This is a genomic window from Streptomyces sp. NPDC043746 (genome assembly GCF_056436485.1).
Genome location: NZ_JBWKCM010000016.1, coordinates 120,790 through 143,628, shown reverse-complemented (window position 1 = coordinate 143,628; position 22,839 = coordinate 120,790). Strand labels below are relative to the sequence as shown.

General features: G+C 71.5%; 19 protein-coding genes and 1 pseudogene. 8 read left to right on the top strand and 12 right to left on the bottom strand.

The genetic code is table 11. The features are described from left to right. Window positions 1-225: 225 nt before the first annotated feature. The 3 genes from AC0682_RS19150 to pepN all read right to left on the bottom strand — a co-directional run bounded on the left by AC0682_RS19150 (window position 226) and on the right by pepN (window position 7,712). Window positions 226-3,534 carry a S8 family serine peptidase gene (locus AC0682_RS19150; protein WP_478534056.1) on the bottom strand — a complete coding sequence of 1,103 codons (3,309 nt, stop codon included), beginning with the start codon at window positions 3,532-3,534 and terminating at the stop codon, window positions 226-228. A 252-nt stretch (window positions 3,535-3,786) separates the two neighbouring features. Continuing rightward, a complete protein-coding gene (locus tag AC0682_RS19145) occupies window positions 3,787-4,881 on the bottom strand; it encodes a hypothetical protein (protein WP_478534054.1) in 1,095 nt (364 codons plus the stop codon). Window positions 4,882-5,099: 218 nt separating this feature from the next. After that, window positions 5,100-7,712 carry an aminopeptidase N gene (gene pepN, locus AC0682_RS19140; protein WP_478534052.1) on the bottom strand — a complete coding sequence of 871 codons (2,613 nt, stop codon included), beginning with the start codon at window positions 7,710-7,712 and terminating at the stop codon, window positions 5,100-5,102. A 188-nt stretch (window positions 7,713-7,900) separates the two neighbouring features. Here pepN and AC0682_RS19135 point away from each other — a divergent pair, with 188 nt between their 5' ends. Together AC0682_RS19135 and AC0682_RS19130 are read left to right on the top strand one after the other, a co-directional pair. Then, complete coding sequence (locus AC0682_RS19135) at window positions 7,901-8,551, top strand: mycothiol-dependent nitroreductase Rv2466c family protein (protein WP_478534071.1); 651 nt, start codon at window positions 7,901-7,903, stop codon at window positions 8,549-8,551. Window positions 8,552-8,650: 99 nt separating this feature from the next. Continuing rightward, complete coding sequence (locus tag AC0682_RS19130; RefSeq protein WP_478534050.1) at window positions 8,651-8,998, top strand: VOC family protein; 348 nt, start codon at window positions 8,651-8,653, stop codon at window positions 8,996-8,998. A 231-nt stretch (window positions 8,999-9,229) separates the two neighbouring features. On the opposite strand, the gene AC0682_RS19125 is transcribed toward AC0682_RS19130, so the two are convergent. After that, entirely contained in the window at window positions 9,230-10,684 is a 1,455-nt protein-coding gene (locus AC0682_RS19125; RefSeq protein ID WP_478534048.1) for an aldehyde dehydrogenase family protein, read from the bottom strand. Between the two features lie 89 nt (window positions 10,685-10,773). On the opposite strand from AC0682_RS19125, the gene AC0682_RS19120 reads away from it, so the two are divergent. Continuing rightward, window positions 10,774-11,427, top strand: coding sequence for a TetR/AcrR family transcriptional regulator (locus AC0682_RS19120; protein WP_478534046.1), 654 nt, complete (start codon window positions 10,774-10,776; stop codon window positions 11,425-11,427). 281 nt (window positions 11,428-11,708) lie between these two features. On the opposite strand, the gene AC0682_RS19115 is transcribed toward AC0682_RS19120, so the two are convergent. The 3 genes from AC0682_RS19115 to AC0682_RS19105 all read right to left on the bottom strand — a co-directional run bounded on the left by AC0682_RS19115 (window position 11,709) and on the right by AC0682_RS19105 (window position 13,027). Next, window positions 11,709-12,194: a hypothetical protein gene (locus AC0682_RS19115; protein ID WP_478534044.1), complete on the bottom strand. Its 486-nt coding sequence runs from the start codon at window positions 12,192-12,194 to the stop codon at window positions 11,709-11,711. Window positions 12,195-12,287: 93 nt separating this feature from the next. Continuing rightward, a complete protein-coding gene (locus AC0682_RS19110) occupies window positions 12,288-12,629 on the bottom strand; it encodes a hypothetical protein (protein ID WP_478534042.1) in 342 nt (113 codons plus the stop codon). Further along, window positions 12,626-13,027, bottom strand: coding sequence for an ATP-binding protein (locus tag AC0682_RS19105; RefSeq protein ID WP_478534040.1), 402 nt, complete (start codon window positions 13,025-13,027; stop codon window positions 12,626-12,628). Before AC0682_RS19105 ends, AC0682_RS19110 begins: the two co-directional genes overlap by 4 nt. Before the next feature lie 248 nt (window positions 13,028-13,275). Between AC0682_RS19105 and AC0682_RS19100 the strand changes: the two genes are divergently transcribed. Both AC0682_RS19100 and AC0682_RS19095 read left to right on the top strand, forming a co-directional pair. Continuing rightward, complete coding sequence (locus AC0682_RS19100) at window positions 13,276-14,115, top strand: helix-turn-helix domain-containing protein (protein WP_478534039.1); 840 nt, start codon at window positions 13,276-13,278, stop codon at window positions 14,113-14,115. Further along, window positions 14,112-14,327, top strand: a complete 216-nt coding sequence (locus AC0682_RS19095; protein ID WP_478534038.1) for a DUF397 domain-containing protein — start codon at window positions 14,112-14,114, stop codon at window positions 14,325-14,327. The genes AC0682_RS19100 and AC0682_RS19095 overlap by 4 nt, the downstream gene beginning before the upstream one ends. Before the next feature lie 53 nt (window positions 14,328-14,380). Here AC0682_RS19095 and AC0682_RS19090 read toward each other — a convergent pair whose 3' ends face one another. From AC0682_RS19090 to AC0682_RS19075, 4 genes are all read right to left on the bottom strand, one after another. After that, entirely contained in the window at window positions 14,381-14,998 is a 618-nt protein-coding gene (locus tag AC0682_RS19090; protein WP_478534069.1) for a CatB-related O-acetyltransferase, read from the bottom strand. A 158-nt stretch (window positions 14,999-15,156) separates the two neighbouring features. Continuing rightward, window positions 15,157-15,951 carry a DUF2071 domain-containing protein gene (locus tag AC0682_RS19085; protein ID WP_478534036.1) on the bottom strand — a complete coding sequence of 265 codons (795 nt, stop codon included), beginning with the start codon at window positions 15,949-15,951 and terminating at the stop codon, window positions 15,157-15,159. After that, the gene (locus AC0682_RS19080) at window positions 15,948-16,292 is read right to left on the bottom strand and encodes a metalloregulator ArsR/SmtB family transcription factor (protein ID WP_478534034.1); all 345 of its coding nucleotides are present in this window, start codon (window positions 16,290-16,292) and stop codon (window positions 15,948-15,950) included. The genes AC0682_RS19085 and AC0682_RS19080 overlap by 4 nt, the downstream gene beginning before the upstream one ends. A gap of 192 nt (window positions 16,293-16,484) precedes the next feature. Continuing rightward, window positions 16,485-17,126 (bottom strand): superoxide dismutase, encoded by a 642-nt coding sequence (locus AC0682_RS19075; RefSeq protein WP_018487185.1) that lies wholly within the window; start codon window positions 17,124-17,126, stop codon window positions 16,485-16,487. 337 nt (window positions 17,127-17,463) lie between these two features. Between AC0682_RS19075 and tkt the strand changes: the two genes are divergently transcribed. Beyond that, a complete protein-coding gene (gene tkt, locus AC0682_RS19070; protein WP_478534032.1) occupies window positions 17,464-19,728 on the top strand; it encodes a transketolase in 2,265 nt (754 codons plus the stop codon). A 1-nt stretch (window position 19,729) separates the two neighbouring features. Next, window positions 19,730-20,116 (top strand): annotated as a pseudogene (locus AC0682_RS19065) (DNA starvation/stationary phase protection protein); the annotation flags it as partial. 67 nt (window positions 20,117-20,183) lie between these two features. On the opposite strand, the gene AC0682_RS19060 reads toward AC0682_RS19065, so the two are convergent. Beyond that, window positions 20,184-20,651 carry a peptidoglycan-binding domain-containing protein gene (locus tag AC0682_RS19060; RefSeq protein WP_478534031.1) on the bottom strand — a complete coding sequence of 156 codons (468 nt, stop codon included), beginning with the start codon at window positions 20,649-20,651 and terminating at the stop codon, window positions 20,184-20,186. Between the two features lie 262 nt (window positions 20,652-20,913). Between AC0682_RS19060 and AC0682_RS19055 the strand changes: the two genes are divergently transcribed. Then, window positions 20,914-22,815, top strand: a complete 1,902-nt coding sequence (locus AC0682_RS19055) for a hypothetical protein (protein WP_478534029.1) — start codon at window positions 20,914-20,916, stop codon at window positions 22,813-22,815. The last annotated feature ends 24 nt before the right edge of the window (window positions 22,816-22,839 follow it).

Below are 22,839 nucleotides of genomic sequence, written 5' to 3'. Positions count from 1 at the left end.
CTGTGCGGCCCGTTTGCCGCTCCATGATGCGTATGACCGGGCCCGGCTTGTCCAATCCATTGTCCGACCTGCGGACTCTCCGCGCGAGGACCGCAGGATCTGCATCGGCCGTGCGCCCCAAGGGGAACATCTGCGGCGGCCGTCCCCCGGTGTGACCATGAACACGTACAGCGGGGCGGGTGCTCGTGGAGAGCGCCCGCCCCGCTGCTGTTCGTACGGTGTCCGTTACGGCGCGACCTTCTCGATCACGACGCTGCCGGTGCCCGCGGCGGTGCCGCGCGCGTTGACCAGCTGGACCTCGCCGAAGAACTGGCGGCCCGCAGGCGCCGCACCGGCGACCACGACCTCGGCGCCGACCTGCGCCGAGGCGCCGTTCGCCAGGCTGTAGGTCTTCGACGCGTCGACCTTCAGGGTGCCGAGCGAGGGCGTGTAGTACACGTCCCGGTAGTCGTACGTGGTCGACCCGGACGGGACCGAGTAGCCCTCGACGATCACCGTGTACGTACCGGCGGCCGGGTTGGTCAGGCTGACCCGCTCCTCGGAGCTGGCCGTGGTGCCGCTGCCGACCTGGGTGGCGCCCCGGAAGACGTACAGGTCGAGGTCGGCGTTGGCGTCCGACGTACCGCCGATGGCGAAGTCGAGCTTCTCGACGCCCGCACCGATGGTGACCGTGGTCTGCCGGGTCTGGCCGGTGGAGATCGACGGCTTGTCGACCTTGGCCGAGCCCAGCGCGCCGCCCTTGAGCTTGCCCTCAAGCGCCGCCGCGCCGTTGGTGACCTTCCAGTTCACCGCGGCCGGGGAGCCGATCTTCGCCTCGGCGATGGTCTGCACCGCCGGGTCGAAGGAGGCGCCGAGGATCGACACGTCCAGCTTGAACGGGTTGTCCAGCAGCGGCGAGGTACGGCGCGACTCGACCTCGACCTCCCAGACGCCGGGGTACGGGTCCTTGTAGGACCGCACGTCCGGACGGCAGGTGTTGGCCGGGTTCTCGTAGTTCGGGTAGCAGTTGACCGTGGAGGTCGGGTCGACCGGCGTCCCGTACGGGTGCAGGGCGATGAACCGCGTCTGGCTGCCCGAGCGCAGCGCGCTGAGGGCGACCTCGAGGGTCTTGGCGCCCTCCGGCACGTTGAAGAAGTACGAGGTGGTGCCGTTGCGCTGGACCGAGCTGGAGTCCTTGAAGGCGTAGCCCGGGTGGCCCAGCTCGTGCGCGATGACGACCGTGGCGAGGATCTGGTGGTCCACGCCGACGGTCTTCTTGTCGTCCACCTGGAGGATGGCGCTGTGCACGCCAGCCTTCTTGGCCTTCGCCGTGACCTTCAGCTTCACCGGCACGTCGAGCGGCAGCGAGACGTACTCGGGGCTGCTCAGCTTGAAGGTGCCGTCGTTGTTCTTCCACGACAGCTTGTGCTGGACGTTGCGGTCCGGACCGGTGGTGCGGGTGACGGTGACCTCGTAGACCTTCGTCTGGCCGACCTTGAGGCCGCCCTCACGGTCGTAGAGGCCGGTGCCGAAGCCCGGGTCCTTGAGCGCGAAGTCGATCGCGGTGTCGACCGGGGCCTTCACCTTGTACTCGTGCGCCGGGTCGCCCTTCTTGGTGATGAGCTTCCAGGCGCCGACGATGTCGATCAGACCCGAACCCTGGACGTGCGCGGGCACGTCCTTGATGTGCGAAGCGGAGCTGGTCAGCGCGGTACGGAGGTCGGCCGGGGGCAGCTCCATGCCCTTCTGCTTCGCGGCGGAGAGCAGCAGGGCCGCGGCACCGGCGGCCTGCGGCGAGGCCATCGAGGTGCCCTGGAGCATCGAGTAGCCGGGCGGCAGGGCGTAGCCCGCCTCCCTGACCGGACCGCCCTCGGACCAGGTCTGGGTGGTGTTGATCGCCGCGCCCGGGGCCGAGATGGTCGGCGTGAAGCCGCCGTCCTCACGCGGACCGCGCGAGGAGAAGGGGAGCATGTCGTACTTCTTGGTGACGTTGGAGCCGTAGTTCGCGGCCCAGGTCTCCTTGGAGATCGACGCGCCCACCGAGATGACGTGGTCGGCCAGGGCAGGGTCACCGATGGTGTTGAGGCCCGGGCCGCTGTTGCCGGCCGAGATGACGAGCTGGACGCCGTAGATGTCGATGAGGCGCTTGTACAGCTGCGCGCGGGCGTTGTTGCCGTCGTTCAGCGGCGGCAGGCCGCCGATCGACATGTTGACGATGTCGACACCGCGGTTGACGACGAGGTCGATCATGCCCTCGGTCAGCGCGATGTTGGTGCAGCCGCCGGACCAGGTGCAGGCGCGCGAGGAGACGACCTTGGCGCCGGGCGCCGCGCCGTTCATCGCGCCGCCGAACAGGCCGTTGGCCGCGGTGATGCCCGCCACGTGCGTGCCGTGCGAGCCCTCGATCACGCCGATGTTGACGTAGTCGGCCTTGGCGCCCGACGCGTTGTAGACCACGTTCTTGCGGGTCTCGACGACGAACGGGATGCGCTCGACGACCTTGGTGCGCGGGTCGTCCTCACCGAAGTACGCGACCTGGAACTTGTCCTTGTACGGCTTGAGGGCCGTGTCGTCGGAGAAGTCCGCGTTCTCGTTCAGGTCCACCCGCACGGTGCCCTTGACCGGGTCGTACAGCACGCCCCAGACGTCGGTGGTGTCACCGTCGCGGTTGAGGTCGCCCGCCATGTCGCCGCCGGTGGTGGCCGACTCGGCGAAGGTGGCGAACTTGTAGCTGCCCGCCGGGGCGGACCAGGTCTTGCCGGCCGCCGTGAAGGTCGGGCCGGTGACCGTCTGCGACATCTGCAGCCAGGTGCCGTCCCCGTCGGTCACCGGGTCGGTGGCGGTGACCCAGTCGACGATCTTGCGCTCGCCGGTGGTGGTCTTCTTCAGCGCCGGGTGGCCGAGGTCGACACCGGAGTCCAGGACACCGATGGTGATCCCGCGGCCGTCGGCCGTCGGGTTCTTCTTCACGAAGTCGACCGCGCCCGTCTCGAAGGACGGGTTGTACGGGTTGGCGGCCGGGGTGTTCTTGTCCGGTGCCGGGTAGCTGCCCGTGGCCTTCGACTGCTTGGCCCCCGCGGCCCGGTCGCCCGCGGGCGTCGGGTCGTCCAGCTTGATCTCCTGCTTGAGATCGATGCCGAGCACGGACTTGAGCTTGGAGGCCGCCTCGATGGTGGCCCCGGCGGTGCTGGTCGGCACCGTCGCCCGTACATAGCCGAGCTTGTCGTAGGTCTGGCCGAGCACGGAGCCCTTGACGGCGTCCAGCTGCTCGGTGACCTGCTCGGTCGCCCCCGGAGTGGTGGCGATCATCATCGTGATGGTCTTCTCGCCCTTGGCCTCGGCCTTCGCCAGGACTTCGGCGTCGGCCTTGCCGAGCTTGTCGCCCCGGTCGCTCGTGGCGGCCGGTTTGACGGGTGCCGGTGCCGGGTCGTCGACGGCGAACACCGGTGCGGCACTGGAGGCCGCGAGTGCGGCAGCCAGGCCGGCGGCGGCCGCGATGCGTGCGGCGCGTCTCGTCCCGGATATGGAGCTGGGGGATTCCTTGGTCATCAGCATCCCTGTAATTGAAAGAGAGAGTCCGGAATTCGGTACCGGATGACCGCTCAGCCTGTCGTAAATGACAGAGGTTTGTGGAGAGTTGACGGAGGCGAGTCAGGTACATGGCACAGATCCGCCACTGGGCGTGATGCGCCACGTGGGATGAAAGAGGTCAAAGCGGCTGATGGAATTGGAGATTCCGGATTTCCGGTCCGGACCACGGGCCCAGTGGTCCGGACCAGTGGAACCGGCGCCACCGGCCCGGACCGCTCACCGCGGCAGCACCATCACGTAGGCCGCCGGCTTCTGGTCGCCCGCCGCCATCAGCGCCGTGCGCACCACTGTGGCCTGCTGTTCCGCCGCCTCGCGCAGCTTCAGTGGGGTGAGGTGGACCACCGTGACCCCGAGGCGCTCCAGCCGCTCCCGCTTGGCGGCGTACGCGGACCACTGCGGGTCCTCCGGGTGGGTCACGCCCTGGTTCCCGCCCCGCCGGTCCGGTTCCGGCGCGCCGAACCGGGGTGCCCGGGTGTCCAGCTCGACGGCAACGGCGAGATCCGGCCAGTACGCGTCCACCCCGCCCAGCTCCGGCCCGCCCGGCAGCCGCAGCTCCACGTTCCACAGCGGCTCGGGCAGCCCGTGCTCACGCACCATCGCGTACAGCCGCCCCTCCGCCGCCGCCCGCCCCTCCGCCAGCAGTGCGTCCACCGCCCCCGCCACCGCCGGCCGCCCCAGCACTTTCGCCGCGCTCAGCTCCCGCACCACGCAGCCGGGTTCGCAGTGCCCGGCCCGCACGGCCTCGGTCAGCAACCGCCGTACGTCCGCCGCGTCGCCCGCCCCCGCCACCGCATCGGCCAGCGCCCGCTCCACCGGCGCGACGGGAACCCCGGCCAGCCGCACCGGTGGGGGCAGCGCGGCCGCCCGCACCACCTCCACGTACCGGGTCGAGCGCAACCGCCGGGTCCGCGGCACCAGGACGTCGACGCGGTGCAGCGCCTCCAGGTCCGGCGCCGAGGCGAAGCCGTGCAGCGCGAGTGCCGCCAGACCGGTCACCATCGCCTCGCCGAACCCGTCGTCCGGGGCCTCCGGGGGCGTACGCCGGGAGGAGGCGGGAGGGCGCCCCGCGTACAGCAGGGCGCCGTGCAGCCGCTCCTGGCCGCTGGGCGGGCCGGCGTGCAGCAGGTAGACGCCCGGCAGCAGCGGCTGCCAGGGCCCGCCGGGCAGGCACTGCGCCGACGTCTGCGCGGCCGAGACGCCGCGCGCGCGGAGCTGGGCGGCGGAGAGGACGCGGTGAGGTGCGTCCTGCAAGCGGTGTGCGGCGGACGGGAAAAGAGGGGGCAAAGGGGAGAGCGGGGTGTTCTGGGTCATGGTCGATGATTTCCCGCCAACCCAGGCTGTCCTAACCCCTGTTACATGCCCGTCGACAATTCCGGACAACGCTGCCCTAAAGTGCGGGCGTTCGAGGGTCGAAAAGGGTCGTCACGCGAAAAATGCGGAGGGGGCGCGTCGGTCGGATGTGCGAGCGCTGCTTTCGCGCCGCGCACACACCAGTCCTGCGCGCCCCCTACCGCCGGGGACGATCCCGATCACGCCCGCGCGTCGCACTCCTGTCCGCGCAGCACCCGCGCGAGGTCGTCCCGGGCCTCCAGGACGAGTCGGCGCAGCGCCGGAGCGGCGTCCTCGTGACCGCTCAGCCAGGCGTCGGTCGCCGCCAGGGTCTCCGGGCTGTCCTGGAGCGCGGGGAAGAGCCCCCGGACCACGTGCATGCCGATCTGGATGGAGCGCTCCGCCCAGATCCGCTCGATCACCGCGAAGTAGCGGTCCGCGTACGGGGCCAGCAGCTCCCGCTGCGAGGGCTGCTCGAACCCGGCGATCGTCGCCTCGACCAGGGCGTTGGAGAGCTTGTCCGACTCCACGACCGCCGCCCACGCCTGCGCCTTGACCGCCTCCGAGGGGCGCGAGGCCAGGCACCGTACGTGGTGGCGCCTGCCGGACGCCGTGTCGTCGCGGGCCAGTTCGGCGTCGATGGCCGCCTCGTCCGCCACCCCGTGCGAGGCGAGCGGCGAGAGGAAGGTCCAGCGCAGCTCCTGGTCGACCTCCAGGCCGTCGATCCGGGCCGTGCCGTCCAGCAGCGAGCCCAGCAGCTGGAAGTCGGCGTCGGAGCCCGCGACGGCCGCGAAGAAGCGGGCCCAGGTCAGCTGGTGCTGGCTGCCCGGCTCGGCCTGCCGCAGCTCCCGCAGCGCGCCCTCGGCCAGCGCCCGGCCGCCCTCCTCGCGCCAGGCGGGGGCGGAGTAGTTCACCAGCGCCGACTGCGCCCAGGCGTGCAGCATCTGGAGGACGCCGATGTCGCTCTCGCGCCCGGCGTGCGCCAGCACCAGCGCGACGAAGTCGCGGGCGGGCAGCAGGGCGTCCCGGGTCAGGTTCCACAGGGCCGACCAGCACAGGGCGCGGGCCAGCGGGTCGGTGATGGAGCCCAGGTGGTCGCGGAGGGTGGCGAGCGACCCCTCGTCGAAGCGGATCTTGCAGTACGTGAGGTCGTCGTCGTTGACCAGGATGAGGTCGGGCCGCTCGGCCCCGGCCAACTCCTTCACCACCGTGCGCTCCCCGGCCACGTCCACCTCGGCGCGGGCGTACCGGGTCAGCTCGCCCTCCGGCGTACGCCGGTAGAGGCCGACGGCGACCCGGTGCGGGCGCAGCTCCGGGTGGGAGGCGGCGGCCTCCTGGACGACGGTCAGCTCGGTCAGCGTCCCCTCCGCGTCGTACGCGGGCACCGGGGTGAGCACGTTGACGCCCGCGGTCTGGAGCCAGGAACGCGACCAGGCGGTCATGTCGCGCCCGGAGGTGTCGGCCAGCACGGAGAGCAGGTCGCCCAGGCGCGTGTTGCCGTAGGCGTGCTGCTTGAAGTAGCGCCGCGCGCCCTCCAGGAAGGCGTCGCGTCCCACGTACGCCACCAGTTGCTTCAGGACGGAGGCGCCCTTGGCGTACGTGATGCCGTCGAAGTTCAGCTTGGCGTCCTCCAGGTCACGGATGTCGGCCGTGATCGGGTGGGTGGAGGGCAGCTGGTCGGCGCGGTAGGCCCACGCCTTGCGGTTGTTGGCGAAGGTGATCCAGCCGTTGGTGAAGCGGGTCGCCTCGACCATCGAGAAGGAGCCCATGAAGTCCGCGAAGGACTCCTTCAGCCACAGGTCGTCCCACCACTCCATGGTGACGAGGTCGCCGAACCACATGTGCGCCATCTCGTGCAGGATGACGTTGGCGCGCCGCTCGTAGGCGGCCGAGGTGACCTTGCCGCGGAAGATGTACTCCTCGCGGAAGGTGACCATGCCCGGGTTCTCCATCGCCCCGAGGTTGTACTCGGGCACGAACGCCTGGTCGTACTTCCCGAAGGGGTACGGGTAGTCGAAGTGGTCGTGGAAGAAGTCCAGGCCCTGCTTGGTGACCAGGAAGACGTCGTCCGCGTCGAAGTGCTTGGCGAGCCCCTTGCGGCACATCGCGCCGAGCGGGATCTCCAGGGTGGTGCCGTCGTCGAACGTACGGCTGTAGTGGTCGGTCACGTAGTGGTAGGGGCCGGCGACGACGGCCGTGATGTAGGTGGAGATGGGCTTGGTCTCCGCGAACCGCCACACCCCGCCCTCCTGCGACTCCTCGACCCCGTTGGACCAGACCCGCCAGCCCTCCGGTGCGGTCACCTGGAAGCGGTAGGGGGCCTTCAGGTCCGGCTGTTCGAAGTTGGCGAAGACCCGGCGGGCGTCGGCCGGTTCGTACTGGGTGTAGAGGTAGACCTCGCCGTCCTCCGGGTCGACGAAGCGGTGCATGCCCTCGCCGGTCCTGCTGTACGCGCACCGGGCGTCGACCACGAGGACGTTCTCGCCCTCCAGCAGTCCGTCCAGGGCCACCCGGGCCCCGTCGAACACGGCGGCGGGGTCGAGGGCCTTCCCGTTCAGCGTCACGGCGTCCACGCCCGGCGCCACCAGGTCCGCGAAGGTCGAGGCACCGGCCCGGGCGGAGCGGAACCGGATCGTGGTCAGCGACCGGAACGTCCGCGGAACGGCGTCCCCGTCACCCCCCTCCGCACCCCCGCCGGCCCCCTCGGGGCCGTCGACGGCGGAACGCAGGTCGAGCTGGACCTCGTAACCGTCGACGCTCAGCAGCTCGGCCCTCTGCTGGGCCTCGTCGCGGGACAGGTTTTCACCGGGCACGGGCACTCCTTCGTGACGCGCGTGATGTGTCGTGTTCGAACCCATTGATCCTTGCACGCGTCTCCGGCGACCGGTATCCGGTATGCGGTGCCGCCGTACCGCGCGCGGTGTCGGGCCCGCGCCCGGGAATGAGGACCCTCCCGGAGGCGTTCCATACGAAGCAGCAACCGGCCTTCCTGAGGAGCGAGATACCCGAGAACACCCCCGCGAACGGCAAGACCCCGGCCGACTTCTGGTTCGACCCGCTCTGCCCGTGGGCGTGGATGACCTCCCGCTGGATCCTGGAGGTCGAGAAGGTCCGGGACATCGAGGTCCGCTGGCATGTGATGAGCCTCGCCGTCCTGAACGAGGACAAGCTGGACGAACTGCCCGAGGAGTACCGCGACCTGCTGGAGAACAAGGCGTGGGGCCCGGTCCGGGTCGTCGTCGCCGCCCAGCAGCTCCACGGCGACCAGGTCGTCGGCCCGCTCTACGAGGCCCTCGGCACCCGCTTCCACAACAACGGCGAGGGGCCCACCCGCGAGGCGGTCGTCGGCGCCCTGAAGGACGTCGGCCTCCCCGAGGAGCTGGTGGAGTACGCCGACAAGGACACCTACGACACCGAGCTGCGCGTCTCCCACAAGGAGGGCATCGAGAAGGTCGGCCAGGAGGTCGGCACCCCGGTCATCGCCGTGCCGGGCGCCGACGGCGAGCAGGTCGCCTTCTTCGGCCCCGTGGTCACCCCCGCCCCCAAGGGCGAGGACGCCGCCAAGCTCTGGGACGGCACGCTGCTGGTCGCCTCGATCCCCGGCTTCTACGAGATCAAGCGGACCCGCACGCAGGGCCCGATCTTCGACTGACCTCCGCCTTCGGGTGACTTCCGCCTTCGGAGGGGCTCGGGCCGGGAGCGAGCGCGTGCTCCCGGCCCGTTGTCAGTGGCGACCCGTACGGTGATGACCATGCGAATCTCACCGGAGATGATCACGATCGACTGCCCCGACCCCCAGACGCTGGCCGCCTGGTGGGCCACGGCGCTCGGCGTCGACGGCACACAGGACTACGGCGAGTTCGTCGTGGTCCCCGCCACCCCGCTGGTCCTCGGCTTCCAGCGGGTGCCCGAGCCCAGGACCGTCAAGAACCGTGTGCACATCGACTTCGCCTCTCCCGACCGCCCGGCGGACGTGGAGCGCCTGGCGGGCCTGGGCGCGACGGTGCTGGGCGAGCACTCCATGCACGGCCTGACCTGGACGGTTCTTCAGGACCCCGAGGGGAACGAGTTCTGCCTGGCGGACGAGGGGGCGCACTGAGGGGACTGTTCGTACCGCGACCGGCGGTACGGTGACGATGCTCCGCGCCGCCCGGAACGTACCGGCCCCGGTGTGCACGGTGACGCCGTGCGCGTCCCGTACGAGGCGGGTCCCCAGTCAGGAGCACCGTCGTACGCCGAAGTGCCGTACAGGGCTTCGTGGTTCGGCATACGCCGCACCTTTCGGGAGAGCTGGGCCACACGGTTCGGGAAGAGGCGGGGAGCGGAGGGCTCATCCGCGCCGCATCATGCGCTGGACCAGCCGCAGCCCGGGGCCGTCGGTGAACGGCGGCTGGGCCAGGCGCAGGGTGTCCGGGACGAGCGGCTTGCGCAGGACGGGCTTGAGGTGGGTGAAGGCGCGCCAGGAGTGGACGCCGTGGTACGCGCCGGTGCCGCTGGCGCCGACCCCGCCGAAGGGCAGCCCGGTCGCGGCGGCGTGGACGAGACCGGCGCCGTGGACCACCGCGCCGGAGGAGGTCCGCTGCTCGAAGAGGCGGCGGGTGCGGGCGGAGGAGGAGAAGACGTACAGGGCGAGCGGCTTGTCCCAGCCGTTGACCACCCGTACGGCCTCCTCGGCCGACGCGACCGGGACGATGGGCAGGACGGGCCCGAAGATCTCGTCCCGCAGCACGGGGTGGGCCGCGTCGGGCCCCACGGCCGGAGGGCTCTCGCCGGAGGAGGGGACGAGCACCACGGAGGGGGCGATGTAACGCTCGGCCCGGTCATGATCACCGCCGACCACGACCTCCGTGCCCTCCAGCAGCCCGACGAGCCGGTCGAACTGCCGCTCGTCGACGATCCGGCCGTAGTCGTCACCGGTACGGGGATCGGTGCCCCACAGATCGGCAATCGCGGACCTGAGCGCGTCCACCAGCGCCGGAACCCGGTCGGGCGTGGTCATCACGTAGTCCGGGGCGATGCAGGTCTGCCCGGCGTTGGTGAACTTGGCCCAGGCGATGCGGCGCGCCGCCTGGCGGAGGTGGGCGTCGTCGTCGAACCAGACCGGCGACTTGCCGCCCAGCTCCAGCGTGACCGGCGTCAGATGCTCGGCCGCCGCCCGCATCACGACCCGGCCGACCGTCCCGCTGCCGGTGAAGACGATGTGGTCGAACCGCTGGGCCAGTAGTTCCGTCGTCTCCGGAACCCCGCCCTCCACGACCCGTACGGCCCCGTCGGGGAAGTAGCGCGGCACGAGCCGGGCGACCAGCGCCGAGGTGGCGGGCGCGAGTTCGCTCGGCTTGAGGACGGCCGTGTTGCCCGCCGCCAGCACACCGGCCAGCGGGTCGAGCAGGAGCTGGACCGGGTAGTTCCACGGGGCGATCACCAGCACCACGCCGAGCGGCTCGGAGACCAGTCGCGCCCGGCCCGGCAGCAGCGCCAGGGGCAGCGGACCGCGCCGGGGCCGGGCCCAGCGCCGCAGATGCCGCAGGGTGTGGTCGATCTCCGCGAGGGTCACGCCGATCTCGGTGAGCTGGGCCTCACCGGACCCCTTGTGCAGATCGCTCCAGAGGGCGGCCTCGATCGCGGCCTCGTTCTCGGTGATCAGCGCCCGTAGTGCCCGCAGCCGCCGTGCCCGGGCGGCCAGGGGCCGGGTGCCCCCGGAGTCGAAGACCCGGCGCGCCTCGGAGACGGCCGCGCGAGCCGGGGAGGAGAGACCGGTCGTGGTCGTCGTGGTTGTCGGGGCCATGGGAACCACCGTACCTCGATACGAAACGGATGCTTTTCGTTTACGTTAGCGGAGGTGAGGGCGGCGCACCAGCGCGAGAGAATCCGGGTATGACAGCACAGGGCGAGACCGAACCGCCGAAGGGCCGGCCGATGGACCCGCGCGTGGACGCGGCGCTGCTCGACGCGGCGGTCGAGGTCCTGAACGAATCGGGCTGGGCCGCCTTCACCACCACGGCGGTCGCCCGCCGCGCCGGCGCCTCCACGGCCTCCCTCTACCGCCGCTGGCCCTCCAAGCAGGCCCTCGCCGGAGCCGTCGCCCGGCACATCGCCCTGGACGAGCTGGGCGGCATCGACACCGGCTCCCTGGAGGGTGACCTCCGCGAGCTGCTCTCCTCCAAGCGCCGCATCCTGGAGAGCGCCACCGGCCCCGCCCTCCTCTCCCTGATGGGCCAGGCCCCGCACGACGCGGAACTGCGCCGCATCCTCCAGGACGACGTCTACGCGGTGGTCCGCGGCCAACTGGAGACCCTCATCGCCCGGGCGGTCACCCGCGGCGAACTGGCCGCCCCTCTCGGCGCCTCCCACCTCGACGTACTGGCCCTGGTCCTGGTCGGCACCACGGTGGCCCGCTCGGTCTTCCTCACCCGCCCGGGGGAGGCCGACGCCGACACGGTGGAGACAGAACTGCACCTGCTGCTGGCGGCGCTGCCCCGCGGGGGCGGGGCGGCGGAAGAGCGGCGTGGCCACGCCGACGGCCGGTAGGGCCGACCGCGAAAGCGCACGTTGAGCTATTGCAACATCAAGGGGGAAGTCTGCCGATGTCTTCGCGTCAGACGAACGCCTGGATCACTGTCGCCGGAGCCGTGGTCGTGGCGGCATGCGCGGGGTTGTCTTCCTGGTGGACCACGAATCTGCCCGGCCGCGTACGACGCGCGGTGCGCGCACGGTCAGCTTCCCCGTTCTCGTCCTCCCGTCGAGATGCGATGGGGATCCATCGAGTGTCGACAGGCCGGGCAAGGGCGAAGCGGTGCCGGGGCCGTGGCCTACGCGTCGCCCTCCCCGGCGTGGTCGGGGTCAGGGTCCGTCGTGCCGGTGTCGGCGCTGCCGTCCTCGGACGCGAGCCGTTGGGCGTCTGCGTGGACGTGCCCGCTGATCAACTCGCCCAGCGGGTCGGTCACGGAGAAGGAGTGGGGCCCGGGGTGGTGGTCGAAGTACGCGCACAGGGTGACGGTACGCATGACGAAGTCACGGAGCAGGGCGGGGCACAGCGGCAGGACGTCGAGCCGGTAGACGCGGTGGGTGCCGCTCCCGGTCCACCGGAGCCAGAGGTCCTGGTCCTCGCCCGGGATGTCGGCCGCCCACAGATGCCCGGCGTGCTCGACGGACTCGTCGTGCTCGCCCAACTCGCAGAGCAGGAACTCGTCCTGGTCGAGAACGTCGGCCGGATGCTCCGGCCCGCCCTCCATGGTGGCGAGCGCGAGGAGCGCTTCGGCGAACGGAACGGGGGTTACGGCGGTGCATTGCAGCACGGGGTCGGGCCGTCTCTTTCGTACGGTGCTGTGGGCGGGGTCGATGCCCTGCCCACGGCGTCGGAGCGGTACGCGGGCGGGGCTCGCGGTTCTTCACCGGGGGCCGTCGGGGATCACACCGGCCGAGCCCGCCCCGGCCCCTCCTCGGCGGCATCGATCCACACCCGCTGCCGGGAGGCCGAGACCGTGATGCCGAGGCCCAGCGTCGGAGCCCTTCTCCAGCTGGTCGGCCAGGGCGTGGGTGACCGCGTCGGTGATGCCGGCCGGCGTTCTCAACCGCCGTACCAGCGCCTCCGCCTCGCCCGAGCGCCAGTGGCCGCGCTGCGCGATCGCCCTGCTCAGCCCCGGGAAGTACCGGTCCCGGTACGCGGGGTCGCTCTCGATACGCACCAGTTCGGCGAAGGGCGCGTGCGGGCGGCGGGGGAGGGGCCTCACAGGGAACGTGTTCCGGTGGGCAGTTGGGCCCAGACGGTCTTTCCGGGATCGCGCGGGCGCACGCCCCACCGCTCGGCCAGCGCGTCGACGATCAGCAGCCCCCGCCCGGACACCTCGTCGTCGGCGGGCTTGCGCAGCTCGGGCATCAGCCACTGGTAGGAGTCGGCCACCTCCAGGATCAGCACGCCGTTCCGGCGCCGTAACCCCAGCTCGAAGTAGTCGCCGGTCCCCTGGGCGTGGCTGACGACGTTGGTGGCCAGCTCGCTGGCGATCAGCGACGCGTCGTCCACCAGGCCGCCGAGCTTCCACCCGACCAGGACCGTTCTCACGTGCCGCCGAGCGGCGGGGATGGAGTCCCTGCGGACTCGGAACCTCTTGCTGTCTGTGCGCCCGGACATACGTCCCCCAAGGTCGTGGGCAGGCGGAACCGTGATCACGTGGTGTGCCCAGATGGACACCCGCCGTGATGAAGTCCAAGCTAGAGCGAGAACCAGGTGTTATGCAACCGAAAGTAATCGAGAAGTTGCATGTTGCTAGAGGTGGCGACGGCCTTGCTAGGGGTAGCAACCGGCATGCAGACTGATCACGGACAGTAAGAGGAGGGGACATGCCCGCAGGTGGACGTCCTACCGTGCGCAGTAGGCGGTTGGGGGCCGAACTCAGGCGCTACCGGGAGGCGGCCAAGCTCGATCAGGTGCATGCGGCTGCGCACATCGCAGGCTCCAAGGCGAAGATCAGCAGGGTCGAGGCCGGGCAGGTATCAGCGCGTCCCGGGGATGTGCGGCTCCTGTTAGAGCTCTACGGAGTGGAGGACAAGGCTGTCTACGAGCGCCTGGAGCAGCTGGCGCGGGACTCCAACAGGCGTGGCTGGTGGCTCGATTACGAGTGGGCTGCGAAACCGGAGTATGCGGACGTCATCACGCTGGAGTCCGACGCCACGTACATCCAGACTTGGCAGCCGTTGTTCCTGCCGGGGCTGTTGCAGACCGACGACTATCTGAGGTCTCTGCTCGCTGCGAGCTTGACGGTGCACGCCCCCGATGCTGTTGACGAGATGGTGGCGATTCGTCGGGTGCGACGAAAGAAGATCGAGGAGGACGGAGCCCGGTTCGCCGCTGTCATATGGGAACCGGCAATCACGGCGCCGATGCCCTCGGTGAAGGCGCATCGTGATCAACTTCTGCATATCCTCAATGTGGCGCAGCGCCAGAATGTCAGCGTGCAGGTGCTGCCGGCTTCGGAGTGGCAGGCGGCACATATGACCTCTCACTTCGTCATGTACCACTTCGGGCCTGAGCCCGTACCCAGTGCAGTCGCTTTCGACGGGACGACGAGCACGGTCATCATCGAGGACCTGGAGCAGATGGCCATGCACGCCCAGATCTTCGAGGCCCTGCGGTCGGCGGCCCTCACGCCCTCACGAACTCTCACGTTCCTTCGCGAGTGTCTCGCCAGCCTTCCCGAGTCTGAGAAAGAGCCGACATGAACACCCCTGAAATTGTCACGGAGTTCAAGAAGTCCACCGCATCCCAGGGCGGGCAGCAGGAGTGCGTCGAGGTCGCCCGCACCGCTGACGGCGGCCGGGCGGTGCGTGACAGCAAGGACCCGGCAGCCGGGCTCCAGTTCTACGGGCCTGGTCACTGGGCCGCCTTCATCGACGGGGTGAAGGCGGGCAGCTTCGGCAGCGGCAAGGGCTGAGCGGCCCCCGAGCGCCCCGGTCTCCCCGTACGAGGCCGGGGGCACCGCGCGTCTCAGCTCTCGGGGGTCGCCCCCGGGGCCGCCGCCTCCAACTCCGCCACCGTGCCCGACATCACCGTACGGATATGGCGCGTCAGATGGTCCGCCGGCCAGTCCCACCAGGCCACCGCCAGCAGTCGTGCGATGTCCGCCTCCTCGTAGCGGGTGCGGATCAGGCGGGCCGGGTTGCCGCCGACGATGCCGTAGTCCGGGACGTCCGAGACGACCACGGACCGGGAGCTGATGATCGCGCCGTGGCCGATGCGGACGCCCGGCATGACGACCGCCTCGTAGCCGATCCACACGTCGTTGCCGATCACCGTGTCGCCCCGGTCGGGCAGCCCGGTCAGCAGGTCGAAGTGGTCGGCCCAGGAGCCGCCGAGTGTCGGGAACGGGAACGTGGACGGGCCGTCCATACGGTGGTTGGCGCCGTTCATGATGAACCGCACCCCCGTCCCCAGTGCGCAGAACCTGCCGATCACCAGGCGCTCGGGCCCGTAGTGGTAGAGCACGTTCCGGGTCTCGAACTCCGTGGCGTGCTCGGGGTCGTCGTAGTACGAGTACTCCCCGGCCTCGATCAGCCCCGAGGTGATCAGCGGCTTCAGCTGCACCACCCGGGGCTGGCCGGGCATCGGGTGCAGGACGGTGGGGTCGGCCGGGACGGGGGCGGCGGCAGAGGTCACGAGGGTCGCTTTCGGGGGGGGCGTACGGGCGGATGGACGACAGCCATCGTGGCAGCCGGGCTCGACGGGCGGCGGGGGTTTTCACGCCGCCGTCACGCCCCCGCGCCTCACCCGGCAGCGCTGTTCCCGGCCCGGTGGGCTCCTGGGCCCACTGCTCGGTGGCCGTCCTGCGCCACCGCCCCCACCCGCAACGGCGCCCCCTGCGTCCACCGGGCCGCCACGCCCCGCATCACCAGCGCGCTGTCCAGCACCGCGCTGCCGGGCGGGAAGCGGTCCAGGTCCTCGAAGAACGAGGAGCGTACGGTACGGGGGCGGCCCGCCGTCACCTTCCAGGCGGGCGTGGACAGTTCGAGGACGTCCAGGTGGCCGCCCCCGGCGGCGGGGGAGAGGCCCCGGCTGCCCAGGCGGAAGAACTCCGACGCCTCCGCCAGATCCGTGAACAGCTCGCTGCCGCGCAGTTCCCCGGCGTCCTCCACCGTCGCGTCCACCTCCACCTCGCCGTCCCGGGTCGCGAAGGCCACCCGTACCGCGTCGGCCTCCTCCCGCACCGTGAAGTCCGCGCGGCCGTGCTCGCCCGGGAGGATCCGGCCGCCCGCCCACGCGTTGAGCCGGGAGGCGGTGTCGCGGCGCGGGATGTAGACGCCGCGTTCCACACCGTCCGGGCCGTCCCACTCGACGGAGATCCGGTGTGCCGCGTTCTCGCTGGTCAGGCCGGTCCCCGCCGGAGCCCAGGCGGGGCGGACACCGCCGATCCGGAGCAGGCAGATCCCCGCCACCGCCTGGCCGCGCACCAGGTGGGGGCGGAGCGGCGCGGGCAGCAGGGCCGCCGCGATGTGCGGGTCCACCCGGTAGTTCACCAGGAGGCGGCGTTCGATGGTGCTGGAGAGCCTGGGGCGGATCATGAGGCGTCGCCTTCCGGCGCGGAGCGCCACTTCGTGTGCCGGAGCACGATCTGTTCCGGGCACACGGCGCTCAGGAACCGGCCCACGCACATGGCGAGACGTTCCTCCGCCAGCGAGTAGAGGATGCGATTGGCGTCGCGGCGCTCGGTGACGAGCCCGGCCCCCTTGAGAACACCCAGATGGCGTGAGATGGACGGGGCGCTGATCGTGAACCGGCTCGCGATCTCCCCGGCGGCCAGCTCGCCGCCGCGCAGATCCTCCAGGATCTGACGGCGGGTGGGGTCGGCCAGGGCCCGGAAGGCGCTCGCCTCGTCGTCGGGAGCGGCGGAGGGGGATTCCATGGTCCCATATTTAGCACATGAGCTAAAGAGCTAAGAAACCAAACAGTGGCCGGACATGGGAGAACCCCCGCGAGTCACGTCCTCGCGGGGGTTCTCCGTCCATCCGCCTGCCGGGTGAAGGTTGAGAAGACGATCACGAGGCAGGACGTGCTGTGGCCGCGCCCATGGCTGAGGCGGAGCCGGGGGCGGAGGTCAGGGGGCGAGCAGCAGTACGTCCGTGCGCTCCTTGGCCGCCGCGTAGCGCTTCGCCACGTCCTGCCAGTTGACGACCTGCCACATGGCCTCGATGAAGTCCACCTTCTGGTTCTTGTACTGGAGGTAGAAGGCGTGCTCCCAGGCGTCGAAGACCAGGATCGGGACCGAGCCCTGGCCCACGTTGCCCTGGTGGTCGTAGACCTGCTCGACGATCAGCCTGTCGCTGAGCGGCTCGTAGGCGAGCACGCCCCAGCCGGAGCCCTGCGTGGTGGCGGAGGCCTTCGTCAGCTGGGCCTTGAAGCCCGCGAAGGAGCCGAAGGACTCGGTGATCGCGTCCGCGAGGTCGCCCACGCCGTCCGCCGCGAGGGGCTCGCCGCCGCCGTCACCGGTCATGTTGTGCCAGTAGATCGAGTGCAGGATGTGGCCGGAGAGGTGGAACGCGAGGTTCTTCTGGAGGCCGTTGATCGCTCCCCAGGCCTCCTTGTCGCGGGCCTCTTCCAGCTGCTCCAGGGTGTCGTTCGCGCCCTTGACGTACGCGGCGTGGTGCTTGTCGTGGTGCAGCTCGATGATCTGCGGGTTGATGACCGGTTCGAGCGCCGCGTAGTCGTACGGGAGTTCCGGGAGCGTGTACGTGGCCATGATGCGAGCCCTCCGACTGCTGGGAATGCCGTCCAGTTGTTATTGCAACCTATATGCAGGAGCAGGCTAACAGCAGGAGGGTTCCCGGAGTGATCAGCCCTTCGGCCTAGGACCGGCGGCCCGTTCCTCCGGGCCTTGCTCCGCGGGTCTCCTCCTCCCGCAGGTCTTCCGCCCTTTGTCCCGCAGGGGTGATTTGCTCCTTCTGTCGTGCTGCGTACGCCATCGCAGGTTTGGACCCGTCGTTCCGGGGGACCCGGCCAAGCGGCCGGGCGTCGCGGAGCCGGGGTCCGCAGGCGCGCCGCTCGCCGCTGAACGCCCCACCGATCAGGAGGACTTGATGGCACCCCGCAATGCCCCCGACGCCCCCGACGCCACGAATGCCCCCGACACTCCGGGCGGTGGACCGAACCGCCCCCGCGACCCGAAGCTCGCCCCGCCGGTCGCGGACGCGGCGGGCTGGGGGCCGCTCGACGTCCGGGCCGTCGACACCGCGCGGCTGCTCGCCGCCGACGCCGTGCAGAAGGCCGGCCACGGCCACCCCGGCACCGCGATGAGCCTGGCCCCGCTGGCGTACCTGCTCTTCCAGCAGGTCATGCGGCACGACCCGGCCGACGACCAGTGGCTCGGGCGCGACCGCTTCGTGCTCTCCTGCGGCCACTCCAGCCTCACCCTCTACATCCAGCTCTACCTGAGCGGGTACGGGATGGAGCTGGACGACCTGAAGGCGCTGCGCACCTGGGGCTCCAGCACCCCCGGCCACCCGGAGTACCGCCACACCCGGGGCGTCGAGATCACCACCGGACCGCTCGGCCAGGGGCTCGCCTCCGCCGTCGGCATGGCCATGGCGGGCCGCCGGGAGCGCGGGCTGCTCGACCCGGACGCGCCCGTCGGCACCAGCCCCTTCGACCACCATGTGTACGTCGTCGCCTCCGACGGCGACCTCATGGAAGGCGTCACCTCCGAGGCAAGCTCGCTCGCCGGGCACCAGGAGCTGGGCAACCTCGTCGTCTTCTACGACTCCAACCACATCTCCATCGAGGACGACACCGACATCGCCTTCAGCGAGGACGTGACCGCCCGCTACTCCTCGTACGGCTGGCACGTCCAGACGGTCGACTTCACCCGCACCGGCGACTACGTGGAGGACGTCGACGCCCTCCTCGCCGCCGTCGAGGCCGCGAAGAACGAGACCGGCCGCCCCTCCCTGATCCTGCTCCGCACCATCATCGGCTGGCCCGCGCCCACCAAGCAGAACACCGGCAAGGCCCACGGCTCCGCCCTCGGGGACGACGAAGTGGCCGCCACCAAGAAGCTGCTGGGCTTCGACCCGGACGCCGCCTTCACCGTCGAGGACGCCGTACTCGAACACGCCCGTGCGGTACGGGAGCGGGGCGCCGAGGCCCACCGCGCCTGGCAGCCCCGCTACGAGGAGTGGCGCGCCGCCCACCCCGAGCGCGCCGCGCTCCTGGACCGGCTGCGGGAGCAGCGGCTCCCCGACGGCTGGAGCGACAGCCTGCCCGTCTTCGACGCCGACCCCAAGGGCATCGCCACCCGCAAGGCCTCCGGCGACGTGCTCACCGCGCTCGCCCCCGTGCTGCCCGAGCTGTGGGGAGGCTCGGCCGACCTCGCGGGGAGCAACAACACCACCATGGAGGGCGAGCCGTCCTTCGTGCCGGAGGGGAAGCAGACGGGCGAGTTCCCCGGCAACCCCTACGGCCGCACGCTCCACTTCGGCATCCGCGAGCACGCCATGGGCGCGGTCCTCAACGGCATCGCGCTCCAGAGCCTCACCCGGCCCTACGGCGGTACGTTCCTGATCTTCAGCGACTACATGCGCCCGGCCGTCCGCCTCGCCGCCCTGATGAAGCTCCCGGTCACCTACGTCTGGACCCACGACTCCATCGGCCTCGGCGAGGACGGACCCACCCACCAGCCCGTCGAGCAGCTGGCCGCACTCCGCGCGATCCCCGGCCTCGACGTCGTACGGCCCGCCGACGCCAACGAGACCTCCGTCTGCTGGCGCACCGTCCTGGAGCACCGCGACCGGCCCGCCGGGCTCGCCCTCACCCGCCAGCCGCTGCCCGTCCTGGCGCGTGGCGCGGGCGAAGGCGCGTACGCCGCCGCCTCCGGCGCCGCCCGGGGCGGGTACGTCCTGGCCGACAGCCGTGGCGACACCCCCGACGTCATCCTCATCGGCACCGGCTCCGAGGTTCACATCGCTCTGGAGGCCCGGGAGTTGCTCGCCGCCGAGGGGCATGACGCGCGGGTCGTCTCGCTGCCCTGCCGCGAGTGGTTCGCCGACCAGCCGCACGCGTACCAGGACGAGGTACTGCCCCCCGGCGTACGGGCCAGGGTCAGCGTCGAGGCCGCCGTCGCCCAGGGGTGGCGGGACATCGTGGGCGACGCGGGCCGCATGGTCAGCCTGGAGCACTTCGGCGCCTCGGCCGACTACCAGCGGCTGTACGAGGAGTTCGGCATCACCCCGCGCGCGGTGGCCGACGCCGCCCTGGCGAGCATCCGCGCGGCGGCGGGCCCGGTCCGGCCCGGCGACGAGCGCCCCGGCGCCACCCCGACCGAGGGGGGCACCGCCGACGCCGACTGACAGCGTCGGCCGCGCCGACGCCATCGCCCATCTCGGCGCCCTGGACCTGATCCACACGGGGATCATCGAAGGCCGTCGCGCGGCGGTCGAGAAGGTCGGTGGGCTCGACCCCGTCACCGAGGACCTGCTCATCGGGCATCTGCGCGGCCCGGAGCAGTTCCCGTGGTTCGTCCGCGCGCACCTGGAGAGCAGCTGAGGCAGCCTGTCGACCGCCGACACCGGCGCCGACACCGAGGCCGCGGCGGCTGCGGCCGTCGCCCCGAAGCGCGCGGCCACCGGGCGGACCCCGGCGAAGAAGACGGCCCTGCCCGCCCCCGCGAGGAAGGCGGCGGCCAAGAAGACCACCGCCACCAGGAAGTCGACGACGAGCAGGCGCACCACGCTCTGAGGGCTGCCCCTGGGGGCCGGGCCCGCGCCCGGCCCCCCGGGGCGGAGGGGCTTCGGCCCCCCAGGGGTCAGAGGCCGTAGTAGGCCACGTAGTGGTTGGCGAAGCCGGCGAAGGCGGCCCGGGTGCCGGTCCCGGCGATGCCGTCGATGTCGCCGGTGTAGTTCCAGTGCTTCTTCAGCGCGCGCTGAAGTGCCTTGATGGTGTTGGGGCCGACGATGCCGTCGATGGCGTCCGTGTAGCCGTGGTTGTCGCGGAACGAGCGCTGCATGGCCTTCCAGCTGTTGGTGCCCAGCTGGCCGTCGATGGTCCCGGGGTTGTAGCCGGTGTCCTTGTACCGGCGCTGGATCGCCTTGGCCTGCTTGACGCTCAGCCCGAGGTTCTGGACCGCCTGCGTGCTGAACCCGGCGGCGGCGGCCGGGGCGGCGCTCGCGGGGGCCGCGGTGGCGGTGGCGGTGGTACCGGCGAGGGTTCCGACGGCGATGCCGGCGGCGACGACGCCGCTGACGAACGTCCGCTTCCACGTACCGAGTCGCATGCTCTGTCCTCCTGCTCAGGGGTTCGAAAGGGGTCGCAGGGGAGCGTAGGGGCCCGGTCGCGTCCCGGACATGCCGTGCACGGCCGTCCCAGCAGGGCCGCGCCTCCGACCTGGCGCTTCGCTCCGGAACGCGGGACAGGACGACGGGGGACGGGACGGGGGCGGGACGGGGGACGGGGCACCGGGACGGGCCCGTCACCGTGAAGTGCGGTCGGGGCCCCGGGCTTCCGGCCGGGACCTCGCACCTGGTCATAATGCGCGGGTGAACAAAGGTCCTCTGCCGCTCCCCGCCGAGCACATACCCCCCGGCGCCGCCGACTGGCGGACCCCCGACGCCCAGCGCTGGCTCACCGCCGTGCCGGCCCGCTGGGCCCACCCGCTCTGGGCGGTTCTCGCGCTCGTCGCGGCGGGGATCTGGTACCTGGAGGGGTCGCCCGCCGTCGCTTGTACCTCCGCCGCGCCGTGCGGCACCGACTGGCCGGGGCTCGTGATGGCCGTCGTGCTCGTGCTGACCCTGTACTGGGTGTGGCGCCAGCCCCGGCTCGCCCTCGCGGGGCTGGCGGCGGGGCTGGTCGGGTTCGCGGAGGACGGCGGATTCACCGAGTCGTTCGGAGAGCCGTACGCGCTCGCCCACCTGGTGGCCGCCGCCTTCGCCGCCGCCGGGCTCGTCCACCGGCTGGCCCTCGCCGGCCGGCAGCGGGCGTTGGCCCTGGAGGCGGCAGGGGAGGTCCGGCAGCCGCTGCCCGCCGCCGCGCGGACCTTCCGCCGGGGCCGGTTCTCCCTCGTCCTGGCCGCCCTGCTGCTCGCCGTCGCCGGGTTCGGCTACTGGCAGGCCCAGCAGGTAGCGGACGCGTACGAGGAGCGGGCCGCACGCGCCACCCACCTGTCCGGTCAGGTCGTGGCCCTGGAGCGGGGCGACGAGGAGGCCGACGTCCTGAAGGTGGAGGCCGACGGACGTACCCACCGCATCGAGACGGCCTTCCCCGAGGACTTCCCCGAGGGCAGCAGGGTCGATCTCGTGGTGGACGGCGACTGGGCGGCGCTGGTCGCGGAGCCCTACGACGCCTTCGGCTGGGAGCTGCTGGTCCTCGGCGGTCTCGCCGGCGGGCTGGCGTTCTTCGCGAACGGCGTGGACGGTCGGACGCGTTCGGTACGGCTGCGGCGCGGACCTCTGCCGGTGCTGAAGGTGCTGGTGCGCGAGGACCACGAGGACGGCCGCACCTGGGTGTTCGCGGCCGACGACCCGACGACCCTCCGGCCGATCCTGCACTTCCACTCACTGGCCGCCTTCGAGGAGGAGGAAGAGGACGAGACGGAAGGGCCCGAGGACGTCGACGGCGTGGCGCACGCCGTCGACCTCACCACGTTCCAGCAGATCCTCAAGGGCGAGGATCCTCCGCCGCCGCTGCGCGAGGCCGTCCTGTACGGGGTCCCCTACGCCGGTGCCGAGGTCGCCCTCGCCGCACGCCCCGACGAGGAGACGCCCGAGGTGCTGGTGGAGTGCAGCGTCACGGCCGTGAAACCGGCCGTCCCGAAGCTGGTGCGGAGCCGGTCGAAGAGCCCGGCAGGGGGCCGGGATCGGCGGAGCAGGCGGCGGCCCGTCGAGGAGATCGCCGCCTCCATGGCCCCCTCGGAAGGCCTGCGGGTGTGGAAGGCGCACGGCTTCTCGCGCGGCGTGGGCCTCGGCCTGCTGGTGGTGCAGGGCGGCGGTCTGTGGGCCCTGCTCGATGACGGGCTGTCCTGGTCCTGGTCCTGGCTCTGGCTGGCGGTGGGGCTGCCGTGGCTGACGTCGGCCGTCGCGACGGCACTCACCTGGCGGATCACCGCTGACCGCGACGGGTTGTGGGTCACCGGGGCGTGGCGGGTGCGGCGGGTCGAGTGGGCCGCGATCACCGCCGTACGCCACTCCGAGGACGGCATCCGCATCGGCACGGGCAAGGGCTTCGACAACGTCGAGTTGTCGCCCACCGGCTGGGCCTGGCTGGAACGCCGCCTGGGCCGTGAGCCGTACGCGGAGCGCGCCGCCGAGGAGCTGCGGGCCCTCCAGCTCAGCCCGGAGCTGCGGCCCGCCGAGGAGGCGCCGACGGACCGGCAGGGCATGCCGGTCGGACCGCCGCTGGTCGCCCTGTCGGTGCTGTGGGGCGCGGCGGTGCTGCTGCTCTGACCACCGTGCCCCGGACCGCCCCCA

Excerpts from the sequence above, each read along its gene's own strand:
- AC0682_RS19150 (WP_478534056.1), bottom strand. The coding sequence starts at position 3,534 with ATGCTGATGACCAAGGAATCCCCCAGCTCCATATCCGGGACGAGACGC.
- AC0682_RS19145 (WP_478534054.1), bottom strand. The coding sequence starts at position 4,881 with ATGACCCAGAACACCCCGCTCTCCCCTTTGCCCCCTCTTTTCCCGTCC.
- AC0682_RS19130 (WP_478534050.1), top strand. The coding sequence starts at position 8,651 with ATGCGAATCTCACCGGAGATGATCACGATCGACTGCCCCGACCCCCAG.
- AC0682_RS19125 (WP_478534048.1), bottom strand. The coding sequence starts at position 10,684 with ATGGCCCCGACAACCACGACGACCACGACCGGTCTCTCCTCCCCGGCT.
- AC0682_RS19120 (WP_478534046.1), top strand. The coding sequence starts at position 10,774 with ATGACAGCACAGGGCGAGACCGAACCGCCGAAGGGCCGGCCGATGGAC.
- AC0682_RS19105 (WP_478534040.1), bottom strand. The coding sequence starts at position 13,027 with ATGTCCGGGCGCACAGACAGCAAGAGGTTCCGAGTCCGCAGGGACTCC.
- AC0682_RS19095 (WP_478534038.1), top strand. The coding sequence starts at position 14,112 with ATGAACACCCCTGAAATTGTCACGGAGTTCAAGAAGTCCACCGCATCC.
- AC0682_RS19090 (WP_478534069.1), bottom strand. The coding sequence starts at position 14,998 with ATGCCCGGCCAGCCCCGGGTGGTGCAGCTGAAGCCGCTGATCACCTCG.
- AC0682_RS19085 (WP_478534036.1), bottom strand. The coding sequence starts at position 15,951 with ATGATCCGCCCCAGGCTCTCCAGCACCATCGAACGCCGCCTCCTGGTG.
- AC0682_RS19080 (WP_478534034.1), bottom strand. The coding sequence starts at position 16,292 with ATGGAATCCCCCTCCGCCGCTCCCGACGACGAGGCGAGCGCCTTCCGG.
- AC0682_RS19075 (WP_018487185.1), bottom strand. The coding sequence starts at position 17,126 with ATGGCCACGTACACGCTCCCGGAACTCCCGTACGACTACGCGGCGCTC.
- tkt (WP_478534032.1), top strand. The coding sequence starts at position 17,464 with ATGGCACCCCGCAATGCCCCCGACGCCCCCGACGCCACGAATGCCCCC.
- AC0682_RS19060 (WP_478534031.1), bottom strand. The coding sequence starts at position 20,651 with ATGCGACTCGGTACGTGGAAGCGGACGTTCGTCAGCGGCGTCGTCGCC.